Origin of the sequence: Ruminococcus flavefaciens AE3010, assembly GCF_000526795.1 — a bacterium.
Taxonomy (GTDB): Bacteria; Bacillota; Clostridia; order Oscillospirales; family Ruminococcaceae; genus Ruminococcus; species Ruminococcus flavefaciens_D.
The window spans coordinates 568,741-594,301 of sequence record NZ_JAGT01000001.1 but is presented as its reverse complement, the minus strand read 5'-3'; the positions used below and the strand labels follow the sequence as shown (position 1 = coordinate 594,301).

The following is a 25,561-nucleotide window of genomic DNA, read 5'->3' as shown; positions in this document are numbered from 1 at the left end:
ACGCTTAATTATATGTACAACTCTGTTCATTTTATACTTTTTATTATTATACATCATTTTACTTATATAGTCAATAGGCATTATATGCGTATTTTTACTTGACTTTATCAAAAATTAGCGTTATAGTATAATATGAATAAAATTAAGCGAGGGATATCATGAACAGCAGCATAGACAGCTCCATAACAGGAGAATTCAGCAAAAGCATATGGTCAAAATTCCGCAGGGGCATCGAGGAGTACAGACTTATCGAAAATAATGACAGGATAGCTGTATGCATTTCAGGCGGCAAGGACTCCATGCTAATGGCAAAGTGTATGCAGAGACTTCAGAAATACGGGAATATTGATTTTGATGTTGAATATATAGTTATGGATCCCGGTTATGCCGATGAAAACAGGCAGAAGATCATAGAAAATGCTGATCTGCTCGGGATACCTGTCAATATAAAGAATACGAGGATATTTGAATCAACGGAAAAAGCTGAAAAGCACCCCTGCTTTTTATGTGCAAGGCTTCGCAGAGGCTGGCTTTATAAAACTGCTCAGGAGCTTGGCTGCAACAAGATTGCTCTGGGACATCATTTTGATGACGTAATCGAAACTATCCTCATGGGTATGCTGTATGGTTCACAGGTGCAGACCATGATGCCAAAGCTTCACAGCGAAAACTATGAGGGGGTTCAGCTCATACGGCCGCTGTATCTTGTACGCGAAAATGATATTATTCGCTGGTGCGAATACAATAAGCTTGAATTCATACAGTGTGCCTGCCGCATCACAAAAAGCGAGGGCAGTTCAAAGCGTGCAGAGATAAAATCACTTTTGCATCAGTTAAGGCTGACAAATCCTGCTGTTGATATGAATATATTTCGTAGCGTGGAAAATGTGAATCTACAGACACTTATATCATATCATCGCGGCAGCGAGACACATCATTTCCTCGACGATTTTGATAAGGGGCTGAGCATTAAAGGCACTAACAACTTCCAAAATAACGAAACGGAGCCAAAGCAATGCTGAAAACTTTTCGCGGCAGTTTTATGCTCCTGCTTGCAGCTTTGATATGGGGTACTGCTTTTGTGGCTCAAAGCAAGGGCATGGATTATGTGGAGCCGTTTACGTATAACGCTGTACGAACTCTTCTCGGCGGTGTTATTTTGATGCCTATAGTATATTTATTCGGAAGAAAAGGACACAAAAGTGCTAAAGCATACAGCAGCAAAATAAGTTTGTTAGGAGGTATCTGCTGCGGACTTGTGCTTTTTGCGGCAAGCTCATTTCAGCAGTACGGAATTGCCTTTACTTCTGCGGGTAAAGCGGGCTTTATAACGGCGCTTTATGTTGTTATTGTCCCGATAATCGGTATAGTAACAGGACGTAGACCGAATATAATGATATGGATATGTGTTTGTATCGCAGTTCTCGGCTTTTACCTGCTTTGCATTGAAGAAGGCTTCGTGCTTTCCAAGGGCGATCTCTTTGTATTAATATGTGCATTTTTTTATTCGGTACATATTATATTTATAGATCATTTCAATTCAAATGGTGCAGATCCTGTAAAGATGTCTTGTATACAGTTCTTTACCGCGGGGACAATTATGCTGATCTGTATGTTTATCTTTGAAGAGCCGGCTTTAAAAAGCGTTTTCGATGCTAAATACACTATTTTGTATACAGGAATAATGTCCTGTGGCGTTGCTTATACATTGCAGATAATAGGTCAAAAATATACTGAGCCTGCTGCTGCAACGCTTATAATGAGCCTTGAATCTGTATTCGCAGCATTAGCAGGCTGGATAATACTTAACGAACACATGAACTTAAAAGAATTTGCAGGCTGTTCGCTTGTATTCGCTGCTGTTGTACTTTCACAGCTTGATATCGGCTCAAAAAAACAAATATCTCTCAATAAAAAGGGCAATACATGAGTATTGCCCTTTTATACTGTAACATTCTTTGTAATAAGCAGCCTTTCGTTTTCTATGTCAAGCTTCAAGCTGTCCCCTTTTGCTATTTCGGAGTTGATTATCATATTTGCAAGCTTATTTTCCACAAGCTCGACAGCTTTACGCTTTATTTGACGTGCTCCGTATCTGGAAGTTCCTTTTACTGCTGCCAAGGATTCAATGACTTTGTCGGTAAACTCTATCTCTATCCCTATTGAATGTGAGCGCTTTCGCAGATCATCAAGAGCAAGTCTGCTCAGCTTCAACAGGTCGTTTTTTTCAAAGCTTTCAAATACAACGATCTCGTCAAGTCTGTTCAGCAATTCAGCTGAAAAATACCTTTTTACAGCTTCCAGTGCCTTATCCTCAAGTCTTTCCTGACAGTCTTCTGCAAAGCCAAGGGAGCTTTTGCCTATCATTTCTTCTGCACCGATGTTGGAGGTCATAATAATTATGCAGTTTCTGAAACTCACCTTTCTCATAAGTGAATCTGTCAGCATGCCGTAATCAAGTATTTGAAGAAGAATATTCAGGACATCTTTCTCGGCTTTTTCAACTTCATCGAATAATACAAGTGAATAGGGAGTACGTCTGATTTTTTCACACAGATTATTATCGCTGCTGTCGTATCCTGCATAGCCGGGAGGGGCTCCGATTATCTTTGAGACTGAATGTTTCTCCATATACTCTGACATGTCAACCCGAATGAGATTGTTTTCACTGTCAAAAAGACATTCGGCAATCGCTTTTGACATTTCGGTTTTTCCCACTCCCGTAGGACCCGCGAATAAGAGAGAAGCAATTGGTCTGTTAGTGTCACGCAGTCCCGCTTTTGCACGATATATTGCGTTTGTGACCTTTTTCACTGCGCGTTCATGACCTATGATTCGTTCGGAAAGGACATCTTTCAGTTTTTCGAGTTTCTGTGATTCCTGTGATGTTATTTTGCTTGTGGGAATACCTGTTTTCAGTGAAATTACAGTATTAAGATCATCTTCGGTAACATGGAGTTTTTTATTAGCTTCAACAACTTCATTCAGCCTTGAAAGCCTGACCCCGTCCATATCAATAAAGTCGGTATCTTTTGTGAGCTTTTTGCAGCTGTTTTTTATTTTTGCCAATGCGCATGCTTCATCAAGTATATCAATGGCTTTGTCAGGCAAGAATCTGTCTGTAATATAGCGCTTTGAAAGCTCTACCGACAGATCAATTATTTCGTCGCTTATCTTTATATCGTGGAAGGATTCATACTTTTTACGGAGACCTTTTAGTATCTCTATACAGCTGTGATTATTCGGTTCGTTTACCTTTACTGCCTGAAAACGGCGTTCAAGTGCGGCGTCTTTTTCGATCGTCTTTCTGTATTCGTCAAATGTGGTAGCACCTATGAGCTGAAGCTGTCCCCTTGCCAGCTGAGGCTTCATAATATTTGCAGCATCTATGGCACCTTCGGCGGCTCCTGCACCTACAATGGTGTGAATTTCGTCTATAAATAGAATAATATTCTTAGCTTCTGCGGCTTCTTCAATACATGATTTCACACGTTCCTCAAAGTCTCCGCGATATTTTGCTCCCGAAAGCATCGAAGTCAGATTAAGTGAAAAAATAAACTTGTTTTTCAGATTATCAGGGACGAGATTCCTTATAAACATTGCCGCAACGCCCTCAACTATTGCGGTCTTTCCTACGCCTGCTTCTCCAATTAGACAGGGATTGTTTTTAGTCCTGCGTGAAAGTATCTGTAAGATACGTTCAACTTCGTTTTTTCGTCCGATAAGCGGATCATTCTGGTTAATGACTGTAATATCTGTAATATTCCTTCCAAATCTGAAAAGATTAGGAAGCTGCGAGGGTTTTGGCTTCAATGATTCGTAGAGCTTTATGTTCATCTCCTCATTCGTTATATTTCTGAGCCTGTCGCATAAATAAGGTATATCTGCGCTTATATGCTTTAGCACCGTGCAGGCACTGCATGATGATTCCTTTATCAAAGCAGCAAGAATATGCTCGGGAGCGGCTTTCTGTGCTCCTGCGTCTGCTGCCGCTGAATATGCTACTTCAAGGATACGCTTGGTAGCTGTTGTGAAAAAACGCTGATTTAGAATAGAAGGCGTTCCCCGCCCTACCATATCGATTATCTCTTTTTCAGCGTCTGAATAGCATATTCCACTTGCAAAAAGCATTTTGGCCGCTTCCGAGCCTTCATCATCAAGAATAGATAGGAGGATATGCTCGCTGCCTACATAGGTATGTCCCAGCTCAGAGGCGTGATCAATGGCGCCTTCGATTATGAGTATGGCTTTTCTTGTGAATTTTTCGTTATTTATCATGGCTTGCTCCTTTATAATGTTCTATATATATTATGCCATTATATCAGCGCGATAACTGTCGAAACAGCGTCTGCAATAAAAACTGTAACACTTTTTTTGCTATGGCATACTATGTACTATAAAGCGAAGAAAACGCTTTAAATACATTATTCAAGGAGCTTTTTATTATGTGCAATTCATGTTTTGGCGGAAACAACTGCTGGTGTATCATTCTCTTAGTACTTCTCGTTATCATCCTCTTTTCGGGCTGTGGCAATAATGGCTGCGGCTGTGGTGACTGCGGCAGCAATAACGGCTGTGGCTGCGGCTGTTAAATCAAGCAAAAAAGGGACTGCACATGCAGTCCCTTTCGTTTATTCAGCTTTTAAAAGCTTGTTTCTTCTGTTGATAAGCAAAGGCTGTGTTTCATTGATAACACAATCAGCTGTAACAGTTACCTTAGCAATGCTTCCGTCAGACGGAACGGTAAACATAGTTTTCATAAGGATAGATTCAAGTATGGAGCGAAGTCCTCTTGCACCTGTCTTCTGAGCAATAGCTTTCTTAGCGATCTCAATGAGAGCTTCATCGTCTATCTCAAGCTCGATATCATCATATCTGAAAAGCTTCTTATACTGCTTGATAAGAGCGTTCTTAGGCTCAGTAAGTATTCTTACCAGTGATGCCTCATCAAGCTCTTCAAGAACAGATATAACAGGCAGTCTTCCTACAAACTCAGGAACCATACCGAATTTTACAAGGTCCTTCGGAACGACTTTTTTGAAGATGTTTTCAGTCTCAACATTGTGAGTATTGATATCTCCGCCGAAGCCGATAGGAGCTTTTCCTATACGCTTCTGTATCTGCTTTTCAAGTCCGTCAAAAGCTCCGCCGCAGATAAACAGGATATTCTTTGTGTTTATCTGGATAACCTCCTGATTAGGGTGCTTTCTGCCGCCCTGAGGAGGAACATTTGAAACAGTTCCCTCAATGATCTTGAGAAGAGCCTGCTGAACGCCCTCACCGCTTACATCACGTGTAAGTGACGTGTTTTCGGACTTTCTGGCTATCTTATCTATCTCGTCAATGTAAATGATTCCGCGCTCTGCTGATTTGATATCAAAGTCTGCTGCCTGGATCAATCTGAGAAGAACGTTTTCAACGTCATCACCGACATATCCCGCTTCGGTTATAGTAGTTGCATCGGCAATAGCAAAAGGAACATTAAGAAGCTTTGCAAGAGTCTGGGCAAGAAAGGTCTTGCCGACGCCTGTAGGACCGAGAAGAAGTACATTGCTCTTCTGGAGCTCAACACCGTCCTTGTCGGAAAGGTCCTTGTCGTTTTCCTGACTCATTATGCGCTTGTAATGATTGTAAACTGCAACAGAAAGCGATATTTTCGCATCATCCTGTCCGATCACATATTCATCAAGAAAAGCCTTTATCTCCATAGGCTTCATGAGTTTCATTGCAGAAACATCATTATCATTTTCTGTTTTTGATGCTTTTCTGTGCGCTTTAGCTACACCAGAACCATAGAGCATTTCATAGCAGTAAGTTACGCATTCATCACAAATATTAGATGAACCTGCCGAAAACATACTGCGAACTCTGTTTTCCCCTTTGCCGCAAAAGCTGCACGATTTAAACGTTTCAGCCATTTAAAAACCCCTACCTTTTTGTGATAACCTTATCGATAAGCCCGAATTCAAGAGCTTCCTGAGCTGTCATATAATTGTCTCTCTCACAAGCTGTGTGTATCTCTTCCACAGTCTTGCCTGTATTATTTGCGATTATTTCTTCCAGTCTGTCTCTTGTACGCTCGAGATTCTTAGCGTGGATCATAATATCTGTCTGCTGACCGCCGAGACCGCCGCCGATAAGAGGCTGGTGGATCATTATCTCACTGTTGGGAAGAGCGATCCTCTTGCCCTTTGCACCGGAAGAAAGCAGGAATGCTCCCATGGAAGCAGCCATACCGATACATATTGTAGAAACATCGCACTTGATGTAGTTCATAGTATCATATATAGCCATTCCTGCGGTTACAGAACCGCCCGGGCTGTTTATATAGAGTGAAATATCCTTTTCCGAATCCTGACTTTCAAGATAAAGAAGCTGAGCAACAACGACGCTTGCTGTGGCGTCATTGACCTGATCGGAAAGCATGATTATTCTGTCATTGAGCAGACGGGAATATATATCGTATGATCTTTCTCCTCTGCTTGTCTGTTCTACGACATAAGGTACAAGTACGCTCATAGTTTATCGCCCTTTCTTTAAAAACAGTTGTCCCACATAAGCTGCGGGACAACATGATATTTTTATGATTAATTGTCGAAAAAGCTATTATTCAGCCTTTTCTTCAGCAACAGTGTTGTCTACTACAGCATTTTCCTTAACGAGTTCGATAGCCTTCTGAACTCTGAGATCAGTGATATAATCCTCAACAGGGATAAATCTCTTAACTGTTTCAACGTCAATGTTATTAGCTGCTGCGATCTCGCCGAGGCTGTTGTTGAGCTCTTCGTCAGAAATCTGGATATTCTCGAGATCAGCGATCTTCTCAAGAGCAAGTCTGAGCTTAACCTCATTTACAGCTCTGTCTCTGTATGTCTCTCTGAATGAATCCATGTCCATTCCGGTGTACTGGAAGTAGAGCTTGATGTCCATGCCCTGCTGCTGGAGCTGCTGCTCGAATGATCTCATAAGAGAATCGATTCTCTGCTCATACATGCAATTCGGGATAGGAGCGTCAACCTTGCTGATAAGAGCTTCCATAACAGCGTTCTCAAAACCTGACTCAGCCTGCTGTGTAGCAGCTTCCTCAAGCTTTGTCTTGATGTCGTCCTTATATTCTGCTACTGTTTCAAACTCTGTAGCGTCCTTAACGAGATCGTCGTTGATCTCAGGGAGCTCTTCATAGCTGATAGCCTTGAGCTTGCACTTGAATGTAGCGTCCTTGCCTGCATAATCAGTCATCTGATAATCCTCAGGGAACTTGACATTTACATCGAACTCATCGCCGATGTTGTGACCAACGATCTGATCCTCAAATCCGGGGATAAACTGACCGCTGCCGAGACGAAGAGGATGATCCTCGCCCTTGCCGCCTTCAAATGCCTCGTCGCCGAAGAATCCCTCAAAATCAATGATAACTTCATCGTCGAGCTGAGCTGCTCTGTCTTCAACAGAAACGATACGAGCGTTCTTCTTTCTGATGATGTCGATCTGCTTATCAATATCTTCCTCAGTGATCTCCTTAACTTCCTTAGGAGCCTTGATTCCCTTATAATCAGCTATCTCGATCTCAGGCTTTGTAACGCATACAGCCTTGAGCTCAACGCCCTGAGCCTTATCGATAGAAGTAACTTCAACATTAGGTCTGTCAACGAGAACAAGACCTGTCTCCTTAACAGCTGCATCTATTTCAGGACCGAGGAGTGAATTGATAGCGCCCTCATAGAAAGCACCCTCACCGAACTCTCTCTCAGCAAGCTTTCTGGAAACCTTGCCCTTTCTGAAACCTCTGATCTGGATATTCTTCTTCTGACGCTGATATTCTTTTTCAACAGCAGCCTCAAAAGCGTCTGCGTCAATTGAAATTACTAACTCTGTAGTATTCACATCTGTCTTGTTTGATGATTTTAAACTCATATTGATACGTCCTCCAATATTTATATAACATACTTGGTATATTATACCACATTTCCAAAATTTTTTCTACTAATTTCCAACACTTCTGTATAATGCACAATTTATAAGATTTTCTCAGGGATAAATTGTAAATAATCGCCTGCAATGAGATGAAAATTCACATCATCATAAGTATTTTTTACACACAGATCATGTGCGGAACGTCCGTGAATGTGACCGTAGTAGCAATCTTTTATCTTGTAGCGATAAAGGACTTCAAGTATGTCATAATTAAAATTTGTAGCAAAAATAGGCGGATAGTGCAGAAAAACAATAGGTTCGAGTTCTTCTGCAATTGCGGACTTTATTGAGGTTTCAAGCCTCTGTACTTCCCTTTTCAGGACTTTTTCGTCCTGAGATTCCCCGGGCATATTGACCCAGCCTCTTGTGCCGCAGATACCGTATTTTTCGTATGCATAATGATTATTATGCAGTATTTTTATTGTATCAAGCTTCTCGGAGGAAAGGAACTCTTCCATTTTTCGCATGGTAGTCCACCAATAATCGTGGTTGCCCTTGATTATTATCTTTTTTCCAGGAAGCTCGTTGATGAACTGAAAGTCAGGCAATGCTTCGGCAAGAGACATTCCCCACGAAATATCTCCCGGAAGCACCACTGTATCATCATCGTTTATAAGGTCGAGCCAGTTCTTTTCGATCCGTTCCTGATAGTTCTCCCAACCGCTGAAGATACTCATTGTCTTTTCGGGAGCACCCTTGCACAGGTGAAGATCAGCAAGTACAAATAAGCTCATCTTATTCGCTCAGAGTTCTGAGCACATAATCCTTCTGATCGGCTTTATCTATGATATCGTTGAAGCGCTCGGGCTTGTTTCTGAGGTCAGCCAGAGCAGAAGGTACAGGAATATCCGAAAGCTCTGCTATCTTGTCTACCTTGGAGTATTCATCAATGTCTGATACCTTGCCCTCAAGAGCTTCAAGAACAGCAGCGCTGAACTTGTAAGGACTTGCAGTTGAAGCGATAACAGTCTTTGTTGTATCGCCTGTAGATGCCTTATAGTTGTTATATACATTGACTGCAACAGCTGTATGTGTGTCGCAGGTATATGAATATTTCTCATATATAGAGTGGATAGTTTCCTTTGTCTGTGCGTCGTCACAGAAGCCTGCTGCAAATTCGTCTGCAAGTTTTGCCTTTACGTCAGCATTTACTTCATATTTGCCCTCAGAAGCAAGCTTGCCGAACCACTCGCGGATCAGAGCGTCATTCCTGTCTGTCATGAGGTAAAGAAGTCTTTCAAGGTTGCTTGAGATAAGAATATCCATTGACGGTGAAACAGTTGCGTAGAACTGTCTGTTTCTGTCATAAACGCCTGTATTTATAAAGTCGGTGAGTACGTTGTTGATGTTTGAAGCGCAGATAAGCTTGTTTACGGGAACTCCCATGTGCTTTGCATAGTAAGCGGCAAGGATATTACCGAAGTTGCCTGTAGGAACTACAATGTTTATCTTGTCGCCGAGAGTGATCTCGCCGTCCTTGACAAGCTCAGCATAAGCTGATATATAGTAAACTACCTGTGGAACAAGACGTCCCCAGTTGATGGAGTTTGCGCTTGAGAAAACCATGCCCTTTTCATCAAGTGCTTTCTTTACATCATCGTTAGTGAAGATATCCTTAACGCCGTTCTGGCAGTCGTCGAAGTTGCCCTTGATAGCGCATACGCCTACATTTGAGCCCTCCTGAGTTTTCATCTGTCTCTTCTGCATGGGGCTAACGCCGTCCTCGGGATAGAAAACAAGGATAGAAGTACCCTCAACGTCCTTGAAGCCTTCGAGAGCAGCCTTACCTGTATCGCCTGATGTAGCAACAAGAATAACTATCTTCTTGTCAAGCTTTATCTTCTTTGCGGATGTTGTAAGGAAGTATGGGAGTATCTGGAGCGCCATATCCTTGAATGCACAGGTAGGACCGTGCCAGAGCTCCAGCATATATGTACCATCGAAGAGATGTGCCATCTCTGCAATGCTTTCTGTTTCAAAGTTCTTTGTGCTGTACGCATTATCGGTACAGTAATGTATCTCGGCATCTGTAAAATCAGTGAGATACTTAGCAAACACATAAGCAGCTCTGTCGGCATACTTCATTTCGCCGATAGATTTTATTTCGTCAAGAGTGAGCTGAGGTATGCTCTCGGGAACAAAAAGTCCGCCCTCTGCTGAAATACCCTGTGTAATGGCTTCAGCGCTGCTGACCTTGACGTCGCTGTTTCTTGTGCTGTTGTAGAACATATTTATCACCTTTCAAAATATGAAATTATAGCCTGTTGTATCATAGGCATTGATTATATAATCAATGCTGAGCACCTTTCCGGCCGAAACGATGACTTGTGCGACATCAAATCTCGGCTGCAGCATATTTGGGTGCTTACAGCAATAATCAGCGGCTGTTTTTATTATAAGACCGCGTTTTCTGTTGTTGACTGCTTCAAAGCCTGATACCATGCTGTCTGGTTTTCTGGCTTTGACTTCAACAAATGCGATATAGTCGCCGTTTTCGGCAATTATATCTATTTCTCCGCCTTTTATCCTGTAGTTTCGGGCGGCTATTTTATATCCTCGCTCGGTTAGATAAGCACATACGCTTTCTTCGCCAAGCTTTCCTATTTCATTTTTAGTCATAAAGCTTTTTCAGGAATGTTTTGCGGTGAACATCTGATACACCGTATTCCGCCAGTTTTTCATAATGGAGCTTTGTACCGTAGCCTTTGTGTTGGGAGAAGCAGTACTCGGGATACTTTTCGTCAAGCTCACGCATATATCTGTCTCGGGAGACCTTTGCGAGAATAGATGCAGCCGCTATGGAAGCTGATACCGCATCGCCGTGTATGACGAATCTGCTCTCGCATTCAAGCTGTGGCAGTCTGTTTCCGTCGATAAGTGCTAAATCAGGGTGAACTCCAAGTCCGTCAACAGCTCTTCTCATAGCCAGCATTGTTGCCTGAAGAATATTCAGTTCATCTATTTCCTGCACGCTTGCTGTTGCCACGCAGTAAGCATCGGCTTTTGCTATGACTTCATCATAAAGAAGCTCTCTGCGCTTTTCAGAGATCTTCTTGCTGTCATTGAGGTAGTCTATAAGGGCATCGTTATTCAGAATAACCGCAGCGGCATAAACATCACCTGCAAGCGGTCCCCTGCCTGCCTCATCGACTCCGCAGATAACATGGTATTCCTTTCGGAGCTCGGCATCGTAGTCAAAAAGCTCCTTGTGAAGAACTATTCGTGCCATTACTGCTCCTTTTGCGGCGGTGCTTCAAGAGTGATTTTTCCAAGCTTACCGCTTCTGAATTCATCGAGCACTGTTATTGCAGCTCGTTCTGTATTTATTTCGCCGCCTGAGATCATCATGCCGCGTTTTTTTCCGACCTTTTCAAGGAGTTCAAGCCCCGTATCATCGTCGGAAAATTCTATTTTATAGCGTTCTTTAACAGAATTGGGATAGCTTTCTGCCAAAAATACCAGAAGCTTCATTGCCAGAGTTTCAATATCGAGTATATCATCGCTGATAGCGCCTGTAAATGCAAGTCTTACAGCGACGTTCTGATCTTCAAACTTAGGCCACAGTACACCCGGCATATCCAGCAGCTCAGTGTTGTTATCGAGCTTCACCCACTGCTTTGTGCGTGTAACGCCCGGTCTGTCCTCGACCTTAGCACGCTTAGAGCCTGCTAACTTATTTATAAGAGATGACTTTCCAACATTTGGGATACCAACTATCATAAGGCGGACGGCTGCTCCTGTCATGCCGTTTTTGGCACGCTTGTCCATTAACTCTTTTAAAACTGTGTTTTTTATAGCAGGAAGTATCGACTTTAGTCCTTTTCCTGACTTACAATCAACAGCCAGTGCTGCACAGCCGCAATTTTTAAAATAATCTATCCAGCGCTGTGTTGTGCTTTCATCGGCAAGATCACATTTATTGAGCAGGACCATTCTCGGCTTGCTTTTTGTAAGCTTGTCCATTTCAGGGTTGCGGCTGCTCAAAGGAGTACGAGCGTCCAATATTTCTACAACTGCGTCAACAAGAGAAAGATTTGAAGATATCAGACGTCTTGTTTTTGCCATATGCCCAGGAAACCACTGGATCTGTTTCATATCGCTGTTATCCATAAATGCCTCCTGAATGCTTTTTAGTGAACGATCAGAAAATAAGAAACTTGAAGTCCTTGATAGGTGAATATCTGATAAGTGCCTTGCCGTATATCTGGTCTTTCTTTATAAGACCTACATCACCGCAGCGGCTGTCAGAAGAATTTCTTCTGTTATCACCCATTACGAAATAGTATCCATCAGGTACGGTGATCGGGAAATCAAACATTCCTCCGTCCGAATCAACGGTTTCTTTTATGTAAGGTTCGTCAAGCACCTTGCCGTCAACTATAACCTTGCCGTTTTCTGCGTCAATATCGATAGTCTGTCCGGGTTCAGCTATTACTCTCTTGATTATACACTCCTTGAGTGATGAACCTGTTATATCTCTTTCATATATGCTTCCGTCATCATTGAGAAGATAAGCTTCGTCATTGTTGATAACGATAATATCTCCGTAGTGCGGACCACCGTAAATAGTTGTCATAAAGATCCTGTCATTATCCATAAGGGTGTTGTTCATGGATCTTCCCACAACATTTACAGGGTGAAGCAGATATGTAAATATCATAACTATTACGAATACAGTAACAAGCGTAGATTCGATGATCTCAAGAATATCATCAACTATCTTGCTCTCCTTTTCCTCAGCTTTCTTATCTATATCATCTTCATCAGCAGAAGCGTTTTCGATTTTTTCAGCAGCTTCAGCTGTTTCCTCGGAAACTTCATCTGCTTTTTCTTCAGCTTCAACAGCAGCTTCGGATATTACTTCTTCGGTATTTTCAGATAAATCTTTTATTTTATCAGCCATATTTGCCGCCTCCGGACTATTTTAAAAAATATGAAAATGTAGCAAAAAAGGGACTTTAAGTCCCTCAAGGAAAGAAGATGAGTCAGCCGAATTGATTCGGCTGAACTCAGTCTGCAACCTGTTAGCGGATCTGTTCCTTAACCTTAGCAGCCTTACCAACTCGGTCTCTGAGATAGTAGAGCTTAGCTCTGCGAACTTTACCGTATCTTACGACCTCTACCTTGTCAACAACAGGAGAATGAAGTGGGAATACTCTTTCGATACCGCAGCCGTGAGCAACACGTCTTACAGTAAATGTTTCGTTGATACCGCCGTGCTTCTTAGCGATAACAGTTCCCTCGAAAACCTGAATACGGCTCTTGTCGCCTTCCTTGATCTGTACGTGAACCTTTACAGTATCACCTACGTTGAACTGTGGAACATTTTCCTTCATGCTTGATTCGCTGATTAACTTGAGTGCATCCATTTTATTTTCCTCCTAAAATTTCCGAACATTCTTACCTGTCCCGCATTGACCGTTCAGCATTCGGTTCATGCAGGAATAAATAATAAATAGGTGTACACAGTACACAGGCTCAAATAATGAGCATCAGGCAGCGGACTATCCGATTTAATGTCTTTCGGCATTAACCCTCATTCGGGCATAAAAATACCTGAACGGATTTCAAATGCTTTTATATCATACCATACTTTAACAGAAAATGCAAGAGTTTTTTTTGAAAAAAATAAAATTAATATATTTACTTCTTTATAAGTACAGCATATGAGGCGGAATGAAGTATTTCAAAGGTCTCGGGAGCGATTTTTTCAAGCAGCTTCATGTGCTCATTCTCCCATGCTGCAACATCTTCGTCGCTGAGTGAAGCGCCTATTCCACGGCAGGCTTTCATTCTGCCGTTCCAGCTTTCGCGTGTGAAAGGCACCATGAGATCATATTCCTCACTGAATTCGATGTCGAAGTACTTCTCGGCGATATCAGGAACGTAAATAGGTCTGCGGGTATATCCTCCGCCTGTCCACTGAGGATTGTATTCAAGTACAAGTCTCTCGCTCTCTCCTGCGATCTTGTCCTCGTCAGGGAGCCATGCCATGAAAAGAATAACAAGCCTGCCGCCTTTTTTCAGAAGCTTTGCAAGCTTAGGGATAACGACGTCATAATCAAAGTAGAAAAAGCACTGACAAGCTGTTATAACGTCAAAATATTCCTCAGGAAAGTCTATATCCTCTGCAGCCGAAACGATAAAGTCTATTTTCATTCCGTCCTTTTCAGCAAGTACTTTTGCCTGAGCTATCTGATTAGCAGAAATATCAGAGCCTGTCCATTCAGCTCCGTATTTGTACATATTTCGCGGCACAACACCTGTTCCTGTTCCGAGGTCAAGTGCTCGCTGACCTTTTACACAAATTCCCTTTTCTGCTATCTTCTCAAAGAAAAGCGGCGGGTAAATATCGCGGTATTTAGCGTAGTCTAATGATGTGCGTCCCCAATCGAAAGCCTTTCCGCCGTCGATGTTCTTGTTGGTAATATTCATTGTGTTACTCCTTTTAGTTATTCAAATACTGTATTATCGGCACATAATATAGCGGTTCTGCGAATGTTTTCGGTTTCAAAAGCGATGTCTGTCGTTTTCTTCAGCGCTTCAATGAAGAGTGTGGGGTTGTAATTGGTCTGAGTACCTGCGGGAAGATACATGGATATATCCACCGATCTTTCGGTCTTATTGCAGGTCAGTATCTCCATATCAGGCTTTATATCAACGGTTTTAATGCCTTTTTTGGTCTTTTTTTCGATCAATATTTCGGGACTTGCGATTAGTTTGTTTACATCTGCATAAAGTGAGTCAACGGCGTCAGAAACAAGGGAAAAGCTGTATTCAGCCTTTGCTATGGCTGTTATCTTCTGCTTTTGCTCTGCGACCTTAATTATACGCATGCCCTCTGGCATTACAGAATTCAGCTTGTCTTTTATCTCGTCAAAGGGGATATCCTCGTTCAGATTGAAGTCAAGTATCTCGCAGCTGCTCTCAAATCCAAGTGAGAGCGCCAGTGCAAAGCTGTAATACGGGTGAGGATTGAAGCCCTCTGTGTACCATATAGGCAGACGGGAGCGTCTGAATGTTCTGAGCATACAGCGGTTCAGATCAAGGTGGGAAATATATTTTGCACGGCCGCATTTCTCAAAAGTCGCTCTAACACGTATCAAAAACATTCCCTCCCAACTTTCTTATTTACGCCGCAGCCCGAACATCTCAGGCGGCAGTTAGGCGTAGTTTTGGACTGACGGGCTGTCTTGTTCTCACGGACAAGGAATTCCTTTGACACAAGATAGTCAAGATGGTCCCATGGCAGTATCTCGTCGTACTCAAATCTTCGGTTTGCATAGAATGACGTATCTATACCGCATTCCTCAAAAGCTTCGAGCCATTTGTCAAAATGGAAATACTCGTCCCAGCTGTCAAATTTGCAGCCTTTTTTCCATGCGGCATAAACTGCCTTGCATAGCCTGCGGTCACCCTTGGCAAGTATGACCTCAAGCATGCTTACATCGGGGTTATGATAGCTGACTTTTATCTTTTTGGTCTTTATGGAATCAAGAAGCAGTTTCTGTTTATGCTCTATCATTTCACGGGTATCCTGCGGCTCGAACTGGAATGGTGTGAATGGCTTCGGAACAAAAGTCGCACAGCTTATGGATATCTGTACTCCCCTGCCCTTGGGTCGATTCTCAATGCTGTAATAGAGGTCGATTATACGATTTGCAAGCTCTGCGATGCCTACAATGTCTTCATCGGTCTCTGTAGGCAGTCCCATCATAAAATAGAGTTTTACGGAAGAATATCCGCCCTCAAAAGCGATGCGGCAGGTATTCATTATTTCTTCTTCGCTTACATTTTTGTTGATAACGTCACGGAGACGCTGTGTACCGCCCTCTGCCGCAAATGTAAGACCGCTTTTGCGGACTCTTTTTATCTTTTCAAGGAGTGATTCCGAGAAATTATCGACTCTCAGCGACGGCAGCGACAAATTGATCTTCTCGCTTACAGTGTAATCAAGAAGCTTTGTCAGCATAGGGTCTATCTCAGAGTGATCGCTGGTACTGAGGGAAGCCAGTGATATTTCATCATAGCCTGTATTTTTACACAGGTTTTTGGCAGATCTGCAAACTGTTTCAGCATGCTTTTCGCGGAAAGGTCTGTAAATAAAGCCTGCCTGACAAAAACGGCAGCCTCTTATGCAGCCTCTCAGGACCTCTACCGATACTCTGTCCTGAACTATCTCAGTAAATGGTACAACAAAGTTATCGGGATAATATACTTTATCAAGATCTCTGATTATACGCTTGCGTATGACTTCGGGAGCACCGTTGGTGGTTTCTATATGGTCGATCGTGCCGTCATCTTTATAGACAAATTCATAGAATTTCGGTACGTATACACCCTCTATTTGACAGGCTTTGCGCAGAAATTCGTCTCTCGTAGCTCCTTCTTTCTTCAATTCATAATACAGATCCATGAGTTCGAGGTTGACTTCTTCACCCTCACCAAGAACGCATATATCAAAAAAATCAGCAAGGGGCTCGGGATTGCAGACACACGGACCGCCTGCGATCACTATCTGTGTAAGCTCCTGTGTCCTGTCCTTTGAGAATATAGGGATACCTGCAAGATCAAGCATATTCAGAACATTGGCATATGAGAGCTCGTACTGCATAGTAAAGCCTATAAAATCAAAATCCTTTATGGGATCAAGGCTTTCCAGTGCGTAGAGAGGAATATCATTTTCACGCATTACTGCTTCAAAATCCTCACTTGGAGCAAAACAGCGCTCACACCAGTAGTTCTCGCGCTCATTGGTAAGAGAGTACAGTATCTTCATGCCAAGATGTGACATTCCGATATCATATGTATCAGGAAAGCAAAATGCAAATCTTACATCTACCTTTGACTTGTCTTTTATAACGCTGCCCACTTCTCCGCCTATATATCGTGAAGGCTTCTGGACTTCCAGAAGATGTTTTTCAATCTTATCTTTAAGCATATTTCCTCCGTGCATCAGTATCTTTTTTCAGCAGGTATCAGCGACATGAAGCTTCTGTACTCGCCGTGCCAGCCTATAGGAACGAAATTCTCAAAGCTTTCGGGCTTCGGAAACTGAGAATACATGGTATTTCGGTCAAAATCAATATAAAGGGAAGCGTCATAGTCCTTTTTGCGGTCATCGTGAGCAACTATCCTGAGCAGTCTGAGCTCGTCTGCTGAGTATCTGCAATTGAAAAGATGCGCAAGAAAGCTGCTTGCTGTAAATCCGTCCACGACTTCGATATTCCAGCGCTTTTCACAGAACTGCTCATAGCTTCCGATATCAGCTTCAAGCTGTGCCTTTGTCTTTCCGCTTCGCTGATATGCAAGCTCCCATACGGAATACAGCTTTTTATAATCCATTTTCCACAGATTTTTGGGAGCAACATACCATTCAAAATGTCGCTTGAACATTACTCCCACTACTATATTTTCACCGTATTTCGGCAATACCTTCTCTATCTGTTCCATGATCTTCGGAAAGCTCCTTTTCAAAACATATCATATCACACAATTGAACACCCGCTTCGATTATTGGGTGGTCATAGTTATCAATAAAAAAGTTCTTGATAACTCCGCATTTTCTGAAGCCGCATTTTTCATAAAACGGCACGGTCAGCGGACTGTCTCCCGTACCGACAATGAGCCTTTTGAAAGCTCCTGCAAATTTACTTTCTATGAATGAGATAAGCGTTCTGCCGAATCCATGGCGTTGTACTTTCTCCGAAACGGCGATGTTTTTCAGTTCAAGAGTGAAATCGCCTTCGTCGGTAACAACACAGACTGCGCAGACCTTATCATCATCTTTCAACACAAAAAGTCTTCCTCTGTCAAGGTACTTCATTATCATTTCTTCCTGTTCGTCCCCAAGGATAAGAAGCTCCATATAATCGGATTTGCAGGCTGAAATTTCGTCTATATGGATCATTTCATGCTTTCCTCATTGAATCGTTTGGGGAGAAAATCAGCAAGGCTGTGCTCACCGTCAGCGAGTAATATTTTGAAGTCGTCTCCGCAGAATTCACTGAGAACCTGTAAACAGGCTCCGCATGGGGAGCAGGGCTTGGAGAAGTCATTGTTTCCACTGCCTGCAATGGCAATGGCTTTAAAATCGGTATATCCCTCCGAAACAGCCTTGAATACAGCTGTGCGCTCGGCACATATGGTCAGTGAGTAAGATGCGTTTTCAATATTGCAGCCTGCAAATAGCTTGCCATCCTTTGTAAGAAGAGCTGCTCCTACAGTGAAATGTGAATAGTTAGAATAAGATTTCTCAGCGGCTTTTACAGCTGCTGCAAAAAGCTCCTTATTGCTCATTAACTCACCTTCCCTTGCCCACCTTGCGCTTTTTGCCGTCGGGCGTCATAATGTATGTATGTTCAAGCTGTGCAGCGAGATTGCCTGTTACAGCTCGGCGATATTCGTTTCTGAGCTCGGTCTGCTCGGCTTTTTCGGCTTCTGTCAAGCCCTCTGACTTTGATTTGCGTGCAAGCTCGTTTATACGGTCGATTTTTTTCTGATCCAATTTAAACACTCCCAGATTAATATATTTTATATTGTAACACGGATTCGCAGTAATTTCAAGTATTGTACTGGATTTTTTAATTTGTATATGTTATAATGAAAACTAACCAATTCGTTACAAAGGAGATAAATATGAAAACTGCACTTGTCACAGGCGGAGCAGGCGGTATCGGAGAGGCTATCTGCCGACGTTTGGCTGCTGACGGATATTTTGTATATGTAAACTATGCTCATTCTGCTGAAAAAGCAAAGCATATCGCCGGAGAGATAGGCGGAGAAGCTGTCTGCTTCGATGTCTCTGAAGCTGAAGCGGTCAAAGAAGCTTTCGGTAACATCGGAAAGCTTGATCTCCTTGTCAATAACGCAGGCGTATCAGCTATTGAGCTTTTCAACTCAATGTCACAGGATATAGCCGATAAGATATTGAATATCAATCTTAAAGGAGCTATGAACTGTGCAAGAACTGTGCTTCCGCAAATGATAAAGGCAAAAACAGGCAATATAATCAATATCGCTTCTATGTGGGGGCAGTGCGGAGCTTCCTGCGAAGTGGATTATTCTGCGTCAAAGGCAGGAATGATAGGTTTTACAAAGGCACTTGCAAAGGAAGTGGCGCCGTCGGGAATCCGCGTTAACTGCGTATCGCCCGGCTTTATAATGACACAGATGAACAAGAATTTCTCATCAGAAGATCTGGAACTGATAAAAGAGGATATCCCCCTTGGAATATTCGGCAAACCCAAGCATGTCGCAGACGCTGTAGCATTTCTGGCTTCTGACAGCTCAGAGTATATTACAGGTCAGGTGCTTGCGGTAAACGGCGGAATGGTAATATAGGAGTGATTAAAATGAATGAAAGACTTGAAAAGCAAATCGGATTTATACTGGAACTTGACAAAATGAAGAATCTGTACCGTCAGACCTATGTTCTGCATGAGAACAGAAAGGAAAACGATGCAGAACATAGCTGGCATATCGCTATAATGGCGATATTGCTGTCAGAATATGCAAATACCGATATTGACGTTACAAGAGTTATTAAAATGCTGCTTCTGCACGATATTATCGAGATAGATGCAGGAGATACATACTGCTACGACGAAGCAGGAAATTCAACTAAAGCCGAGCGTGAGGAAAAAGCTGCACGCAGGATATTCGGACTTCTTCCGGAAGATCAGTGTAAGGAATTTTACGGACTCTGGCGCGAATTTGAGGACAGTGTTACCAAAGAAGCAAGATTTGCAGCTGTTATGGACAGGCTGCAGCCGCTTTTGCTGAATTATACAAAGGGCGGTATTTCGTGGACGGAACATGGTATTCACAAGGAACAGGTATTGAATAGAAACGAAGCTTATTTCCACGAAGCCGATGAACTTTCACAGCTTATCAGATCAGTCATTGATGATGCGGAAAAGAAAGGCTGGCTCAAATAGCAATCCACAATATGCACAATTTTTACAGCTGAATGTCGTACACCTTTACCAATGCGCCGAATTTCGTGAATAAATGATGATAATTTTTTCGATAACTTGAAGTTTATAGCGTATTATGTTATATTTATAATGATAGATAATATATATACCTGTACTGTGATTGAAAAAAGGATGATAACTTTATGAAGAATAAAAACAATTTGAATGTAAGTTCTCCTGCCGAAAAAGAGAAAACTTCGTTCATGAATGATATAAATGACCCTATTGAGGCTGCTATGGAGTCTCGATCCGAAGACAAAAAGCATTTTTCTGCATTCAGGAGATTCAAAAACAAGCGCGAAGAGAATACAACTAAATATCATAAGTTCAATTTTTTCCTTATGCTCATTTTCCCAATATTCATCTGCTGTATGGCAGAAATTAATCAGGGAAAATATATCAAGCCCTTTCTCAATTTTGCAGCCGACAGACCTACTGTTTTGCTGTTTGACTTTCTGCTGACAGGTGCAGTCTTTGCTTTTTTGCTCGGAATATTCAAAAAGGGCTGGATCGCTATACTGGTGCATAGTATCATATATATGGCGCTCAGTACTACGGAGCTTTTCAAGTACGGCACCAATGGAAACCACCTGATACTTTCTGATATGAAGCTTCTGAGAAGCGTAAAAAGTCTTACATCTTTTGCATATATCAAGATAACGCCAAGACTGCTTATATATTATGCCATTGTTATATTGTTTGTACTCATTGCATTATACTTTAATCCACAGATAAAGGCTTCACCAATGCGCAGGATCGCTGTTTGCTGCGGTTGTTTGCTTCCGTTTGCTGCACTTGTCATATTACCATCGTTCTATAATCCTGTTTATAAGACCTTTAAATTGGATACTACAAGTGCTACCAACGCCTTTAAACTTAACGAAAAGTTTGAAAATAATCATTTTCTGGCTTTTCTTGTACAGACTGCAAGCGAAAGCTACTCAAACAGGATCGTTGTCCCTGAGGATTACAGCGAGGAGTACATCGACGAAATAATGGATATCCCCGTTGACACCGATGAGGACTTCAATGGCGGCAAAAAGCCTAATGTTATAGTGATAATGAGTGAATCATATGCTGATTTCCGTGCTTTTGACCAGCTTGATATCGACGAAAAGTATTACAAGTATTTTGATGAAGCTATTTCAGAAGGACATGGCGGTACAGCTATAACTCCTACTTATGCAAGCTGGACGGTGCGCTCTGAGTTTGAACTTCTTTTCGGACTCCCTGTAAGAGGTATCAATACTCCAAATATGCCGCAGAGAGAGCTTGCTGACCGAGCACAGCCTGCACTTGCTCAGTATTATAAGGCATGGGGATACAACACTATTTATGTCCACCCGTTCCAGAGCAATTTCTACAGCAGATCAAGGATATACGGTCACTTTGGCTTTGAGAAAATGATATTCCATGACGATCAGGCAGGTATTTCGGATTTTACGGTTCCTGTTAAACATTTTGGTACATATGTTGACGACTCAACTGTGTTTGACCAGATAATAAGCGAGATCAAGAGTTCAAAGAAGCCTATTTATCTCCATACTACCACAATGCAGAATCATCAGCCTTACAATCAGGGAGAAGATCCTGATGATGAATTCACCAATTATCTCACATGGTTAAGTCATACAAATGACGGTCTGAATGATTTCCTTGCGGAGCTCAAAAAAATAGACGAACCTACACTTGTATTCTTTGTGGGAGATCATTTCCCGTCACTCAGAGGTGAAACGAGTGTATATAATCAGCTTGGACTTACAGGAGCAAACTGTGACGCGCTGTATCAGCAGAAGTACTTCTTCTGGAGTAATTATGACGCTGATTTTTCATATATTCCCGATAATGAGGTCTCGTTTTTCTATATTCCTTATGTTATTCTGAATATTATCGATGCACCGAGGGATGCTTTCATTGAGAAGATGAACGATTTTATGGAAAAACTGCCTGTTTATTCAAACGAATACAACAGCGAGATCCCAAGAAATGAAGAGCTTGATATACTTACAATCGACCGAGTTGTAATGGAAGAGTACTCGCCGTCCCCTATCCCTGAAGAAGAACTCACAACTCAGGATTAAGGAGAGATCTATGAAAGAACTTACCAAAGGAATTACAGGAACATCGGAACTTACTGTAACTGAAAGTGAGATGGCAGTAAATGTTGGAAGCGGAAGCCTTGAAGTGCTTGCAACTCCCGTAATGATAATGCTCATGGAAAAGGCAGCGTGCAGCTGCATTGCAGAATATCTCGAGGGAGACGAAACGACTGTCGGAACAGAGATGAATGTAAAACATATCTCTGCGACTCCTAAAAATATGAAAGTATGCGCTGAAGCTGAACTCAAAGAGGTAAACGGCAGAGAGCTTGTATTTTCTGTAAAAGCTTATGACGAGGCGGGAGATATTGGCGAGGGTATCCACAAACGATTCCTTGTTTACGGCGAAAAATTCACTGCCAAAACATACTCAAAATTATAAAATATAAGGTTTACTCATTCGAGTGAACCTTTCTTTTAATTTGATGTTTCTTTTATATCGCTTCTTGTATTTTTGCGTTCAGCAGTAACATTTTTAGCTTCTTGAAGCGTTACCTTAATTTTTATATCCATTCCGTTTCGTGATACGGTGAGATTAACAGTATCTCCTGCCTTGTATTTATTTTTTATCTCGTTAAGCTCCTGTGTTGTGGCAACGGCTTCTCCTTCAATATCAATAATAACATCGCCGATCTTGATACCTGCAAGGTCAGCTGCACCGTCCTCCTGCATGGATATTACAAAAACGCCTACAGGAATATCCCAGTAACGTGACTCTGCTTCGGTAATATCCTTTGTACTGATTATACCAAGCTGAGGTCTGCCTGTAACGTATTTGTAGTTTATAAGATCATCAATAATACTTTTGGCTTCTTTGATAGGTATAGCAAAACATAATCCCTCAACGCTTGCCGAACTTGAACTGTAGCTTGAAGAGATCTTTGCAGAATTGATACCGATGACCTGTCCGCAGCTGTTGAGCAGGGGACCTCCTGAGTTACCGCTGTTTATTGCTGCATCGGTCTGTATAAGGTTCATCTTTTTCTCGTTTATATTGATCTTTCTGTTCAGAGCTGAAACGATACCGCTTGTGACAGTTCCGAAAAGATCAAATCCAAGAGGATTACCTACTGCAATGACAAGCTCGCCGACTCTGAGCTCGTCGCTGTCTCCGAGAACGGCGGGAGTCAGTCCTTTTTCGTCTACCTTGAGGACTGCAATATCGGTTTCGGGATCATAAGCGATTATGCTTGCTTCATGCTCGGTCTCGTCACTGAAAAGCACGGAAACATCAATGGCCTCGCCTGCTTTGTATTCTTCATCATAGACCACATGTGAATTCGTAACAATGTATCCGTCCTCAGTTATAACGAAACCGGTACCTGTAGTTCTGAAACGCTGGATCTGAGGCTGAGGATTCCAGCCCCAGATGCTGAAAGTCTGCTCCTGCTCATACTCAAATGTCGAAGCCACACCGACAACCGACGGCATTATAGAATCAACAATATCAGGCAGCGGTTTTGCATCTGATCTGGAGGCGAGCTCGATAAGACTGGGCAATGGTTCTTTGTCTGCATCTGCAGACTTATCTTCCGCAGGTTTTTCAGGAACAGTACGTGAAGGGATACCTGTGTATTCTGCAACGAGCTCGTCTTTAGTTACTCTGAGGAATTTATAAGCCTTTACGCCGCAGAATCCCAAAACAGCAACGGCAAGAACTGCCACTGCACCTTTAAGAACAGTATTTTTTTTCTTTTTTGCTGGTTTTTCCGAATTTTCGGAAGTAAATGCATATGATGAACTTGTATCGTATTTTGATTCAGTGCTGTTCGCACTGTAGTCAAATGATTTTTCACTGTTTTCAGAAGAGACGCTGTCAAATATATCACCGGCTCCATTGCTGTCAAAGCTGCCGGAAGAAAAGGAATGTTCCCTATCATTGTACTTGTCTGACATACTGCTCGTCCTTTCTACATAAAGTCACTATTTTATATTATAAACATTTTTGTGATAAATATATGATAACATAAAGAAAAATACAAATTTTATATGCTTTTATCTTCCGCTCAAAACAGAAAAGCCCCGATATATATCGGGGCTCGAATTATTCTGTTTTATTTTATTATATAAAGCGACTTTCATCACTTTGCTGAATTACCCTTTGGACTCACCCTTTCGGATCAGATATTTAATGTGTACCACTTTTTCATGTACATCATTCCTTTTTAAAAAGTAATTAAGCGATATAGTTTTACTCCATTGGAATCACCTATAAAGTTGTATTTATCCGATATCAACGTCGAATATTTGCAATTTCATAAAGTAATAACCTATTTTCTCATTGGACTCTACCTCTTCTGAAAGATTTTTCGCAATATATCTAAAGACTCATTGTCGAAATTTCAGATAACTCTGTATCTAAAGATATTAGACATGAAGCCGTTTAGATCAGCAATACGTCAGCCTCGTAATCGAATTATAAAGCCTTTTTGAGCTATTATCAATGGAACAAGCACGCAGCCTATATTCCCTTTTTACTGAATCCAATTACTCAGCAAGCCCGCCGGCTTCACGCAGCTGTGCGAACTTTTCTTCCATTGGACTCACACTCCCTTCCGCGTATTATCATTTACATTGAGGCTTTCGCCTCAGTCCAAGTAAATACAGCTTGGATCGCTCATCTGAGCTCTCCTATTCTTTGATTATATATTACCACACTTCTTGTGCATTGTCAATAGAAATCACATAATTATCACAAATATTTAGTGTAATTCGGCGTATCTAACAAGTAAAGCAGCTTCTCATTGGTAATATTATCAATAAGCAGCTCAATGAATTTACCTCTTGATTTTTAAATATTTTTAGTGTATAATTAAATCATCAAATAGCGTAAGCTGGAATGGAGATTATTATGTCAGAAATGAATGAATACACACCTGACCTCTTTGAGCTTATCGATGAGGAAGGCAATAAAAAACAGTTTGAACTTTTTGATGCAGCAGAGATAGACGGCGAACAGTACTTTGCTATGCTGCCTGCTATTGAAGATGAGGATTTCTTAAACTCAGACTGTGAGCTTGTTATTCTGAAATCGATTGAAGAAGACGGTGAAGAAATACTTGCTTCAATAGACGATGATGATGAGTTTGAGACTGTGTCAGCATTCTTTATGGAAAGATTACAGGACGCTCTCGAAGAATAAGATATTTTCATCGAATTTTAATAATTTTACATAGATTTGCTATTGATTTTTTGAAATCTTTATGATATAATAAATATAGAAAAGAAAATATTCTGCCTTGTTCGGGTAAATATAGTTTTTATAATCCAACACATAATTCAAGGGAATTCAGCTCCGTATGTGGACTGCAGACCTCCCGCTTGCGGACGAAGGGAGCGAGAAGCATAAGGGCGTTTACCCACCTGCTTCGTGCGGGTTTTATGCACTATATGACGGCAAGGCGGATTTTTTTTACCCTTTCATAGCTTTTTGTTTAACGGCTGACTTAAAAGTGTGAGGGGGTGATATTGATAATGTCTCTTGTTATGACGATACCTCCTTTGTTGTTT

The 25,561-nt window shown here is 41.8% G+C and carries 27 protein-coding genes and 1 other RNA gene; 9 read left to right on the top strand and 19 right to left on the bottom strand.

What is annotated here, in order from left to right:
• Nucleotides 1-158 precede the first annotated feature (158 nt).
• A complete protein-coding gene (locus tag N774_RS0102675) occupies nucleotides 159-1,022 on the top strand; it encodes a tRNA lysidine(34) synthetase (protein WP_024859759.1) in 864 nt (287 codons plus the stop codon).
• A complete protein-coding gene (locus N774_RS0102670; protein WP_024859758.1) occupies nucleotides 1,016-1,930 on the top strand; it encodes a DMT family transporter in 915 nt (304 codons plus the stop codon). Before N774_RS0102675 ends, N774_RS0102670 begins: the two co-directional genes overlap by 7 nt.
• Nucleotides 1,931-1,941: 11 nt before the next feature.
• Here the strand turns inward: N774_RS0102670 and N774_RS0102665 are convergent, their stop codons facing one another.
• Nucleotides 1,942-4,278, bottom strand: coding sequence for an ATP-dependent Clp protease ATP-binding subunit (locus N774_RS0102665; RefSeq protein WP_037280096.1), 2,337 nt, complete (start codon nucleotides 4,276-4,278; stop codon nucleotides 1,942-1,944).
• A 167-nt stretch (nucleotides 4,279-4,445) separates the two neighbouring features.
• Here N774_RS0102665 and N774_RS19410 point away from each other — a divergent pair, with 167 nt between their 5' ends.
• Nucleotides 4,446-4,592: a hypothetical protein gene (locus N774_RS19410; protein ID WP_196231514.1), complete on the top strand. Its 147-nt coding sequence runs from the start codon at nucleotides 4,446-4,448 to the stop codon at nucleotides 4,590-4,592.
• 39 nt (nucleotides 4,593-4,631) lie between these two features.
• Here the strand turns inward: N774_RS19410 and clpX are convergent, their stop codons facing one another.
• The 17 genes from clpX to N774_RS0102575 form a co-directional block, all read right to left on the bottom strand.
• A complete protein-coding gene (gene clpX / locus N774_RS0102655; RefSeq protein ID WP_024859756.1) occupies nucleotides 4,632-5,918 on the bottom strand; it encodes an ATP-dependent Clp protease ATP-binding subunit ClpX in 1,287 nt (428 codons plus the stop codon).
• 10 nt (nucleotides 5,919-5,928) lie between these two features.
• Complete coding sequence (clpP, locus tag N774_RS0102650; protein WP_024859755.1) at nucleotides 5,929-6,519, bottom strand: ATP-dependent Clp endopeptidase proteolytic subunit ClpP; 591 nt, start codon at nucleotides 6,517-6,519, stop codon at nucleotides 5,929-5,931.
• Nucleotides 6,520-6,606: 87 nt separating this feature from the next.
• The gene (gene tig / locus N774_RS0102645; protein ID WP_024859754.1) at nucleotides 6,607-7,914 is read right to left on the bottom strand and encodes a trigger factor; all 1,308 of its coding nucleotides are present in this window, start codon (nucleotides 7,912-7,914) and stop codon (nucleotides 6,607-6,609) included.
• A 101-nt stretch (nucleotides 7,915-8,015) separates the two neighbouring features.
• Nucleotides 8,016-8,708, bottom strand: a complete 693-nt coding sequence (locus N774_RS0102640) for a metallophosphoesterase (protein WP_024859753.1) — start codon at nucleotides 8,706-8,708, stop codon at nucleotides 8,016-8,018.
• A gap of 1 nt (nucleotide 8,709) precedes the next feature.
• Nucleotides 8,710-10,203: a threonine synthase gene (thrC, locus tag N774_RS0102635; protein ID WP_024859752.1), complete on the bottom strand. Its 1,494-nt coding sequence runs from the start codon at nucleotides 10,201-10,203 to the stop codon at nucleotides 8,710-8,712.
• A gap of 12 nt (nucleotides 10,204-10,215) precedes the next feature.
• Nucleotides 10,216-10,593: a YraN family protein gene (locus N774_RS0102630; protein WP_024859751.1), complete on the bottom strand. Its 378-nt coding sequence runs from the start codon at nucleotides 10,591-10,593 to the stop codon at nucleotides 10,216-10,218.
• A complete protein-coding gene (rnhB, locus tag N774_RS0102625; protein WP_024859750.1) occupies nucleotides 10,586-11,203 on the bottom strand; it encodes a ribonuclease HII in 618 nt (205 codons plus the stop codon). Before rnhB ends, N774_RS0102630 begins: the two co-directional genes overlap by 8 nt.
• Complete coding sequence (ylqF, locus tag N774_RS0102620; protein ID WP_024859749.1) at nucleotides 11,203-12,084, bottom strand: ribosome biogenesis GTPase YlqF; 882 nt, start codon at nucleotides 12,082-12,084, stop codon at nucleotides 11,203-11,205. Before ylqF ends, rnhB begins: the two co-directional genes overlap by 1 nt.
• A gap of 31 nt (nucleotides 12,085-12,115) precedes the next feature.
• Nucleotides 12,116-12,877, bottom strand: coding sequence for a signal peptidase I (gene lepB / locus N774_RS0102615; protein ID WP_024859748.1), 762 nt, complete (start codon nucleotides 12,875-12,877; stop codon nucleotides 12,116-12,118).
• A gap of 121 nt (nucleotides 12,878-12,998) precedes the next feature.
• Nucleotides 12,999-13,343 carry a 50S ribosomal protein L19 gene (gene rplS / locus N774_RS0102610; RefSeq protein ID WP_024859747.1) on the bottom strand — a complete coding sequence of 115 codons (345 nt, stop codon included), beginning with the start codon at nucleotides 13,341-13,343 and terminating at the stop codon, nucleotides 12,999-13,001.
• A 274-nt stretch (nucleotides 13,344-13,617) separates the two neighbouring features.
• On the bottom strand, nucleotides 13,618-14,409 hold the full coding sequence (locus N774_RS0102605; protein ID WP_024859746.1) for a class I SAM-dependent methyltransferase: 792 nt from the start codon (nucleotides 14,407-14,409) through the stop codon (nucleotides 13,618-13,620).
• A 17-nt stretch (nucleotides 14,410-14,426) separates the two neighbouring features.
• A complete protein-coding gene (locus N774_RS0102600) occupies nucleotides 14,427-15,086 on the bottom strand; it encodes a TIGR03936 family radical SAM-associated protein (protein WP_037280093.1) in 660 nt (219 codons plus the stop codon).
• Nucleotides 15,077-16,915 carry a TIGR03960 family B12-binding radical SAM protein gene (locus N774_RS0102595; RefSeq protein ID WP_024859744.1) on the bottom strand — a complete coding sequence of 613 codons (1,839 nt, stop codon included), beginning with the start codon at nucleotides 16,913-16,915 and terminating at the stop codon, nucleotides 15,077-15,079. Before N774_RS0102595 ends, N774_RS0102600 begins: the two co-directional genes overlap by 10 nt.
• Before the next feature lie 14 nt (nucleotides 16,916-16,929).
• Nucleotides 16,930-17,427: a hypothetical protein gene (locus N774_RS17935; protein ID WP_024859743.1), complete on the bottom strand. Its 498-nt coding sequence runs from the start codon at nucleotides 17,425-17,427 to the stop codon at nucleotides 16,930-16,932.
• Entirely contained in the window at nucleotides 17,390-17,881 is a 492-nt protein-coding gene (locus N774_RS0102585; RefSeq protein ID WP_024859742.1) for a GNAT family N-acetyltransferase, read from the bottom strand. Before N774_RS0102585 ends, N774_RS17935 begins: the two co-directional genes overlap by 38 nt.
• Nucleotides 17,881-18,273 (bottom strand): cytidine deaminase, encoded by a 393-nt coding sequence (locus N774_RS0102580; RefSeq protein ID WP_024859741.1) that lies wholly within the window; start codon nucleotides 18,271-18,273, stop codon nucleotides 17,881-17,883. Before N774_RS0102580 ends, N774_RS0102585 begins: the two co-directional genes overlap by 1 nt.
• 4 nt (nucleotides 18,274-18,277) lie before the next feature.
• On the bottom strand, nucleotides 18,278-18,481 hold the full coding sequence (locus N774_RS0102575; protein ID WP_024859740.1) for a DUF896 domain-containing protein: 204 nt from the start codon (nucleotides 18,479-18,481) through the stop codon (nucleotides 18,278-18,280).
• 131 nt (nucleotides 18,482-18,612) lie between these two features.
• Between N774_RS0102575 and ymfI the strand changes: the two genes are divergently transcribed.
• The 4 genes from ymfI to N774_RS0102555 all read left to right on the top strand — a co-directional run bounded on the left by ymfI (nucleotide 18,613) and on the right by N774_RS0102555 (nucleotide 22,433).
• Nucleotides 18,613-19,317 (top strand): elongation factor P 5-aminopentanone reductase, encoded by a 705-nt coding sequence (gene ymfI / locus N774_RS0102570; protein ID WP_024859739.1) that lies wholly within the window; start codon nucleotides 18,613-18,615, stop codon nucleotides 19,315-19,317.
• Between the two features lie 11 nt (nucleotides 19,318-19,328).
• Nucleotides 19,329-19,913 carry an HD domain-containing protein gene (locus N774_RS0102565; protein WP_024859738.1) on the top strand — a complete coding sequence of 195 codons (585 nt, stop codon included), beginning with the start codon at nucleotides 19,329-19,331 and terminating at the stop codon, nucleotides 19,911-19,913.
• A gap of 182 nt (nucleotides 19,914-20,095) precedes the next feature.
• Nucleotides 20,096-22,033, top strand: coding sequence for an LTA synthase family protein (locus tag N774_RS0102560; RefSeq protein ID WP_024859737.1), 1,938 nt, complete (start codon nucleotides 20,096-20,098; stop codon nucleotides 22,031-22,033).
• Between the two features lie 10 nt (nucleotides 22,034-22,043).
• Nucleotides 22,044-22,433: a thioesterase family protein gene (locus N774_RS0102555; protein WP_024859736.1), complete on the top strand. Its 390-nt coding sequence runs from the start codon at nucleotides 22,044-22,046 to the stop codon at nucleotides 22,431-22,433.
• 35 nt (nucleotides 22,434-22,468) lie between these two features.
• On the opposite strand, the gene N774_RS0102550 is transcribed toward N774_RS0102555, so the two are convergent.
• The gene (locus N774_RS0102550) at nucleotides 22,469-23,947 is read right to left on the bottom strand and encodes a S1C family serine protease (protein WP_024859735.1); all 1,479 of its coding nucleotides are present in this window, start codon (nucleotides 23,945-23,947) and stop codon (nucleotides 22,469-22,471) included.
• Between the two features lie 955 nt (nucleotides 23,948-24,902).
• Here N774_RS0102550 and N774_RS0102545 point away from each other — a divergent pair.
• Nucleotides 24,903-25,193, top strand: coding sequence for a DUF1292 domain-containing protein (locus tag N774_RS0102545; protein ID WP_024859734.1), 291 nt, complete (start codon nucleotides 24,903-24,905; stop codon nucleotides 25,191-25,193).
• An 86-nt stretch (nucleotides 25,194-25,279) separates the two neighbouring features.
• Nucleotides 25,280-25,463, top strand: a non-coding RNA gene (ssrS, locus tag N774_RS18675) — 6S RNA.
• The last annotated feature ends 98 nt before the right edge of the window (nucleotides 25,464-25,561 follow it).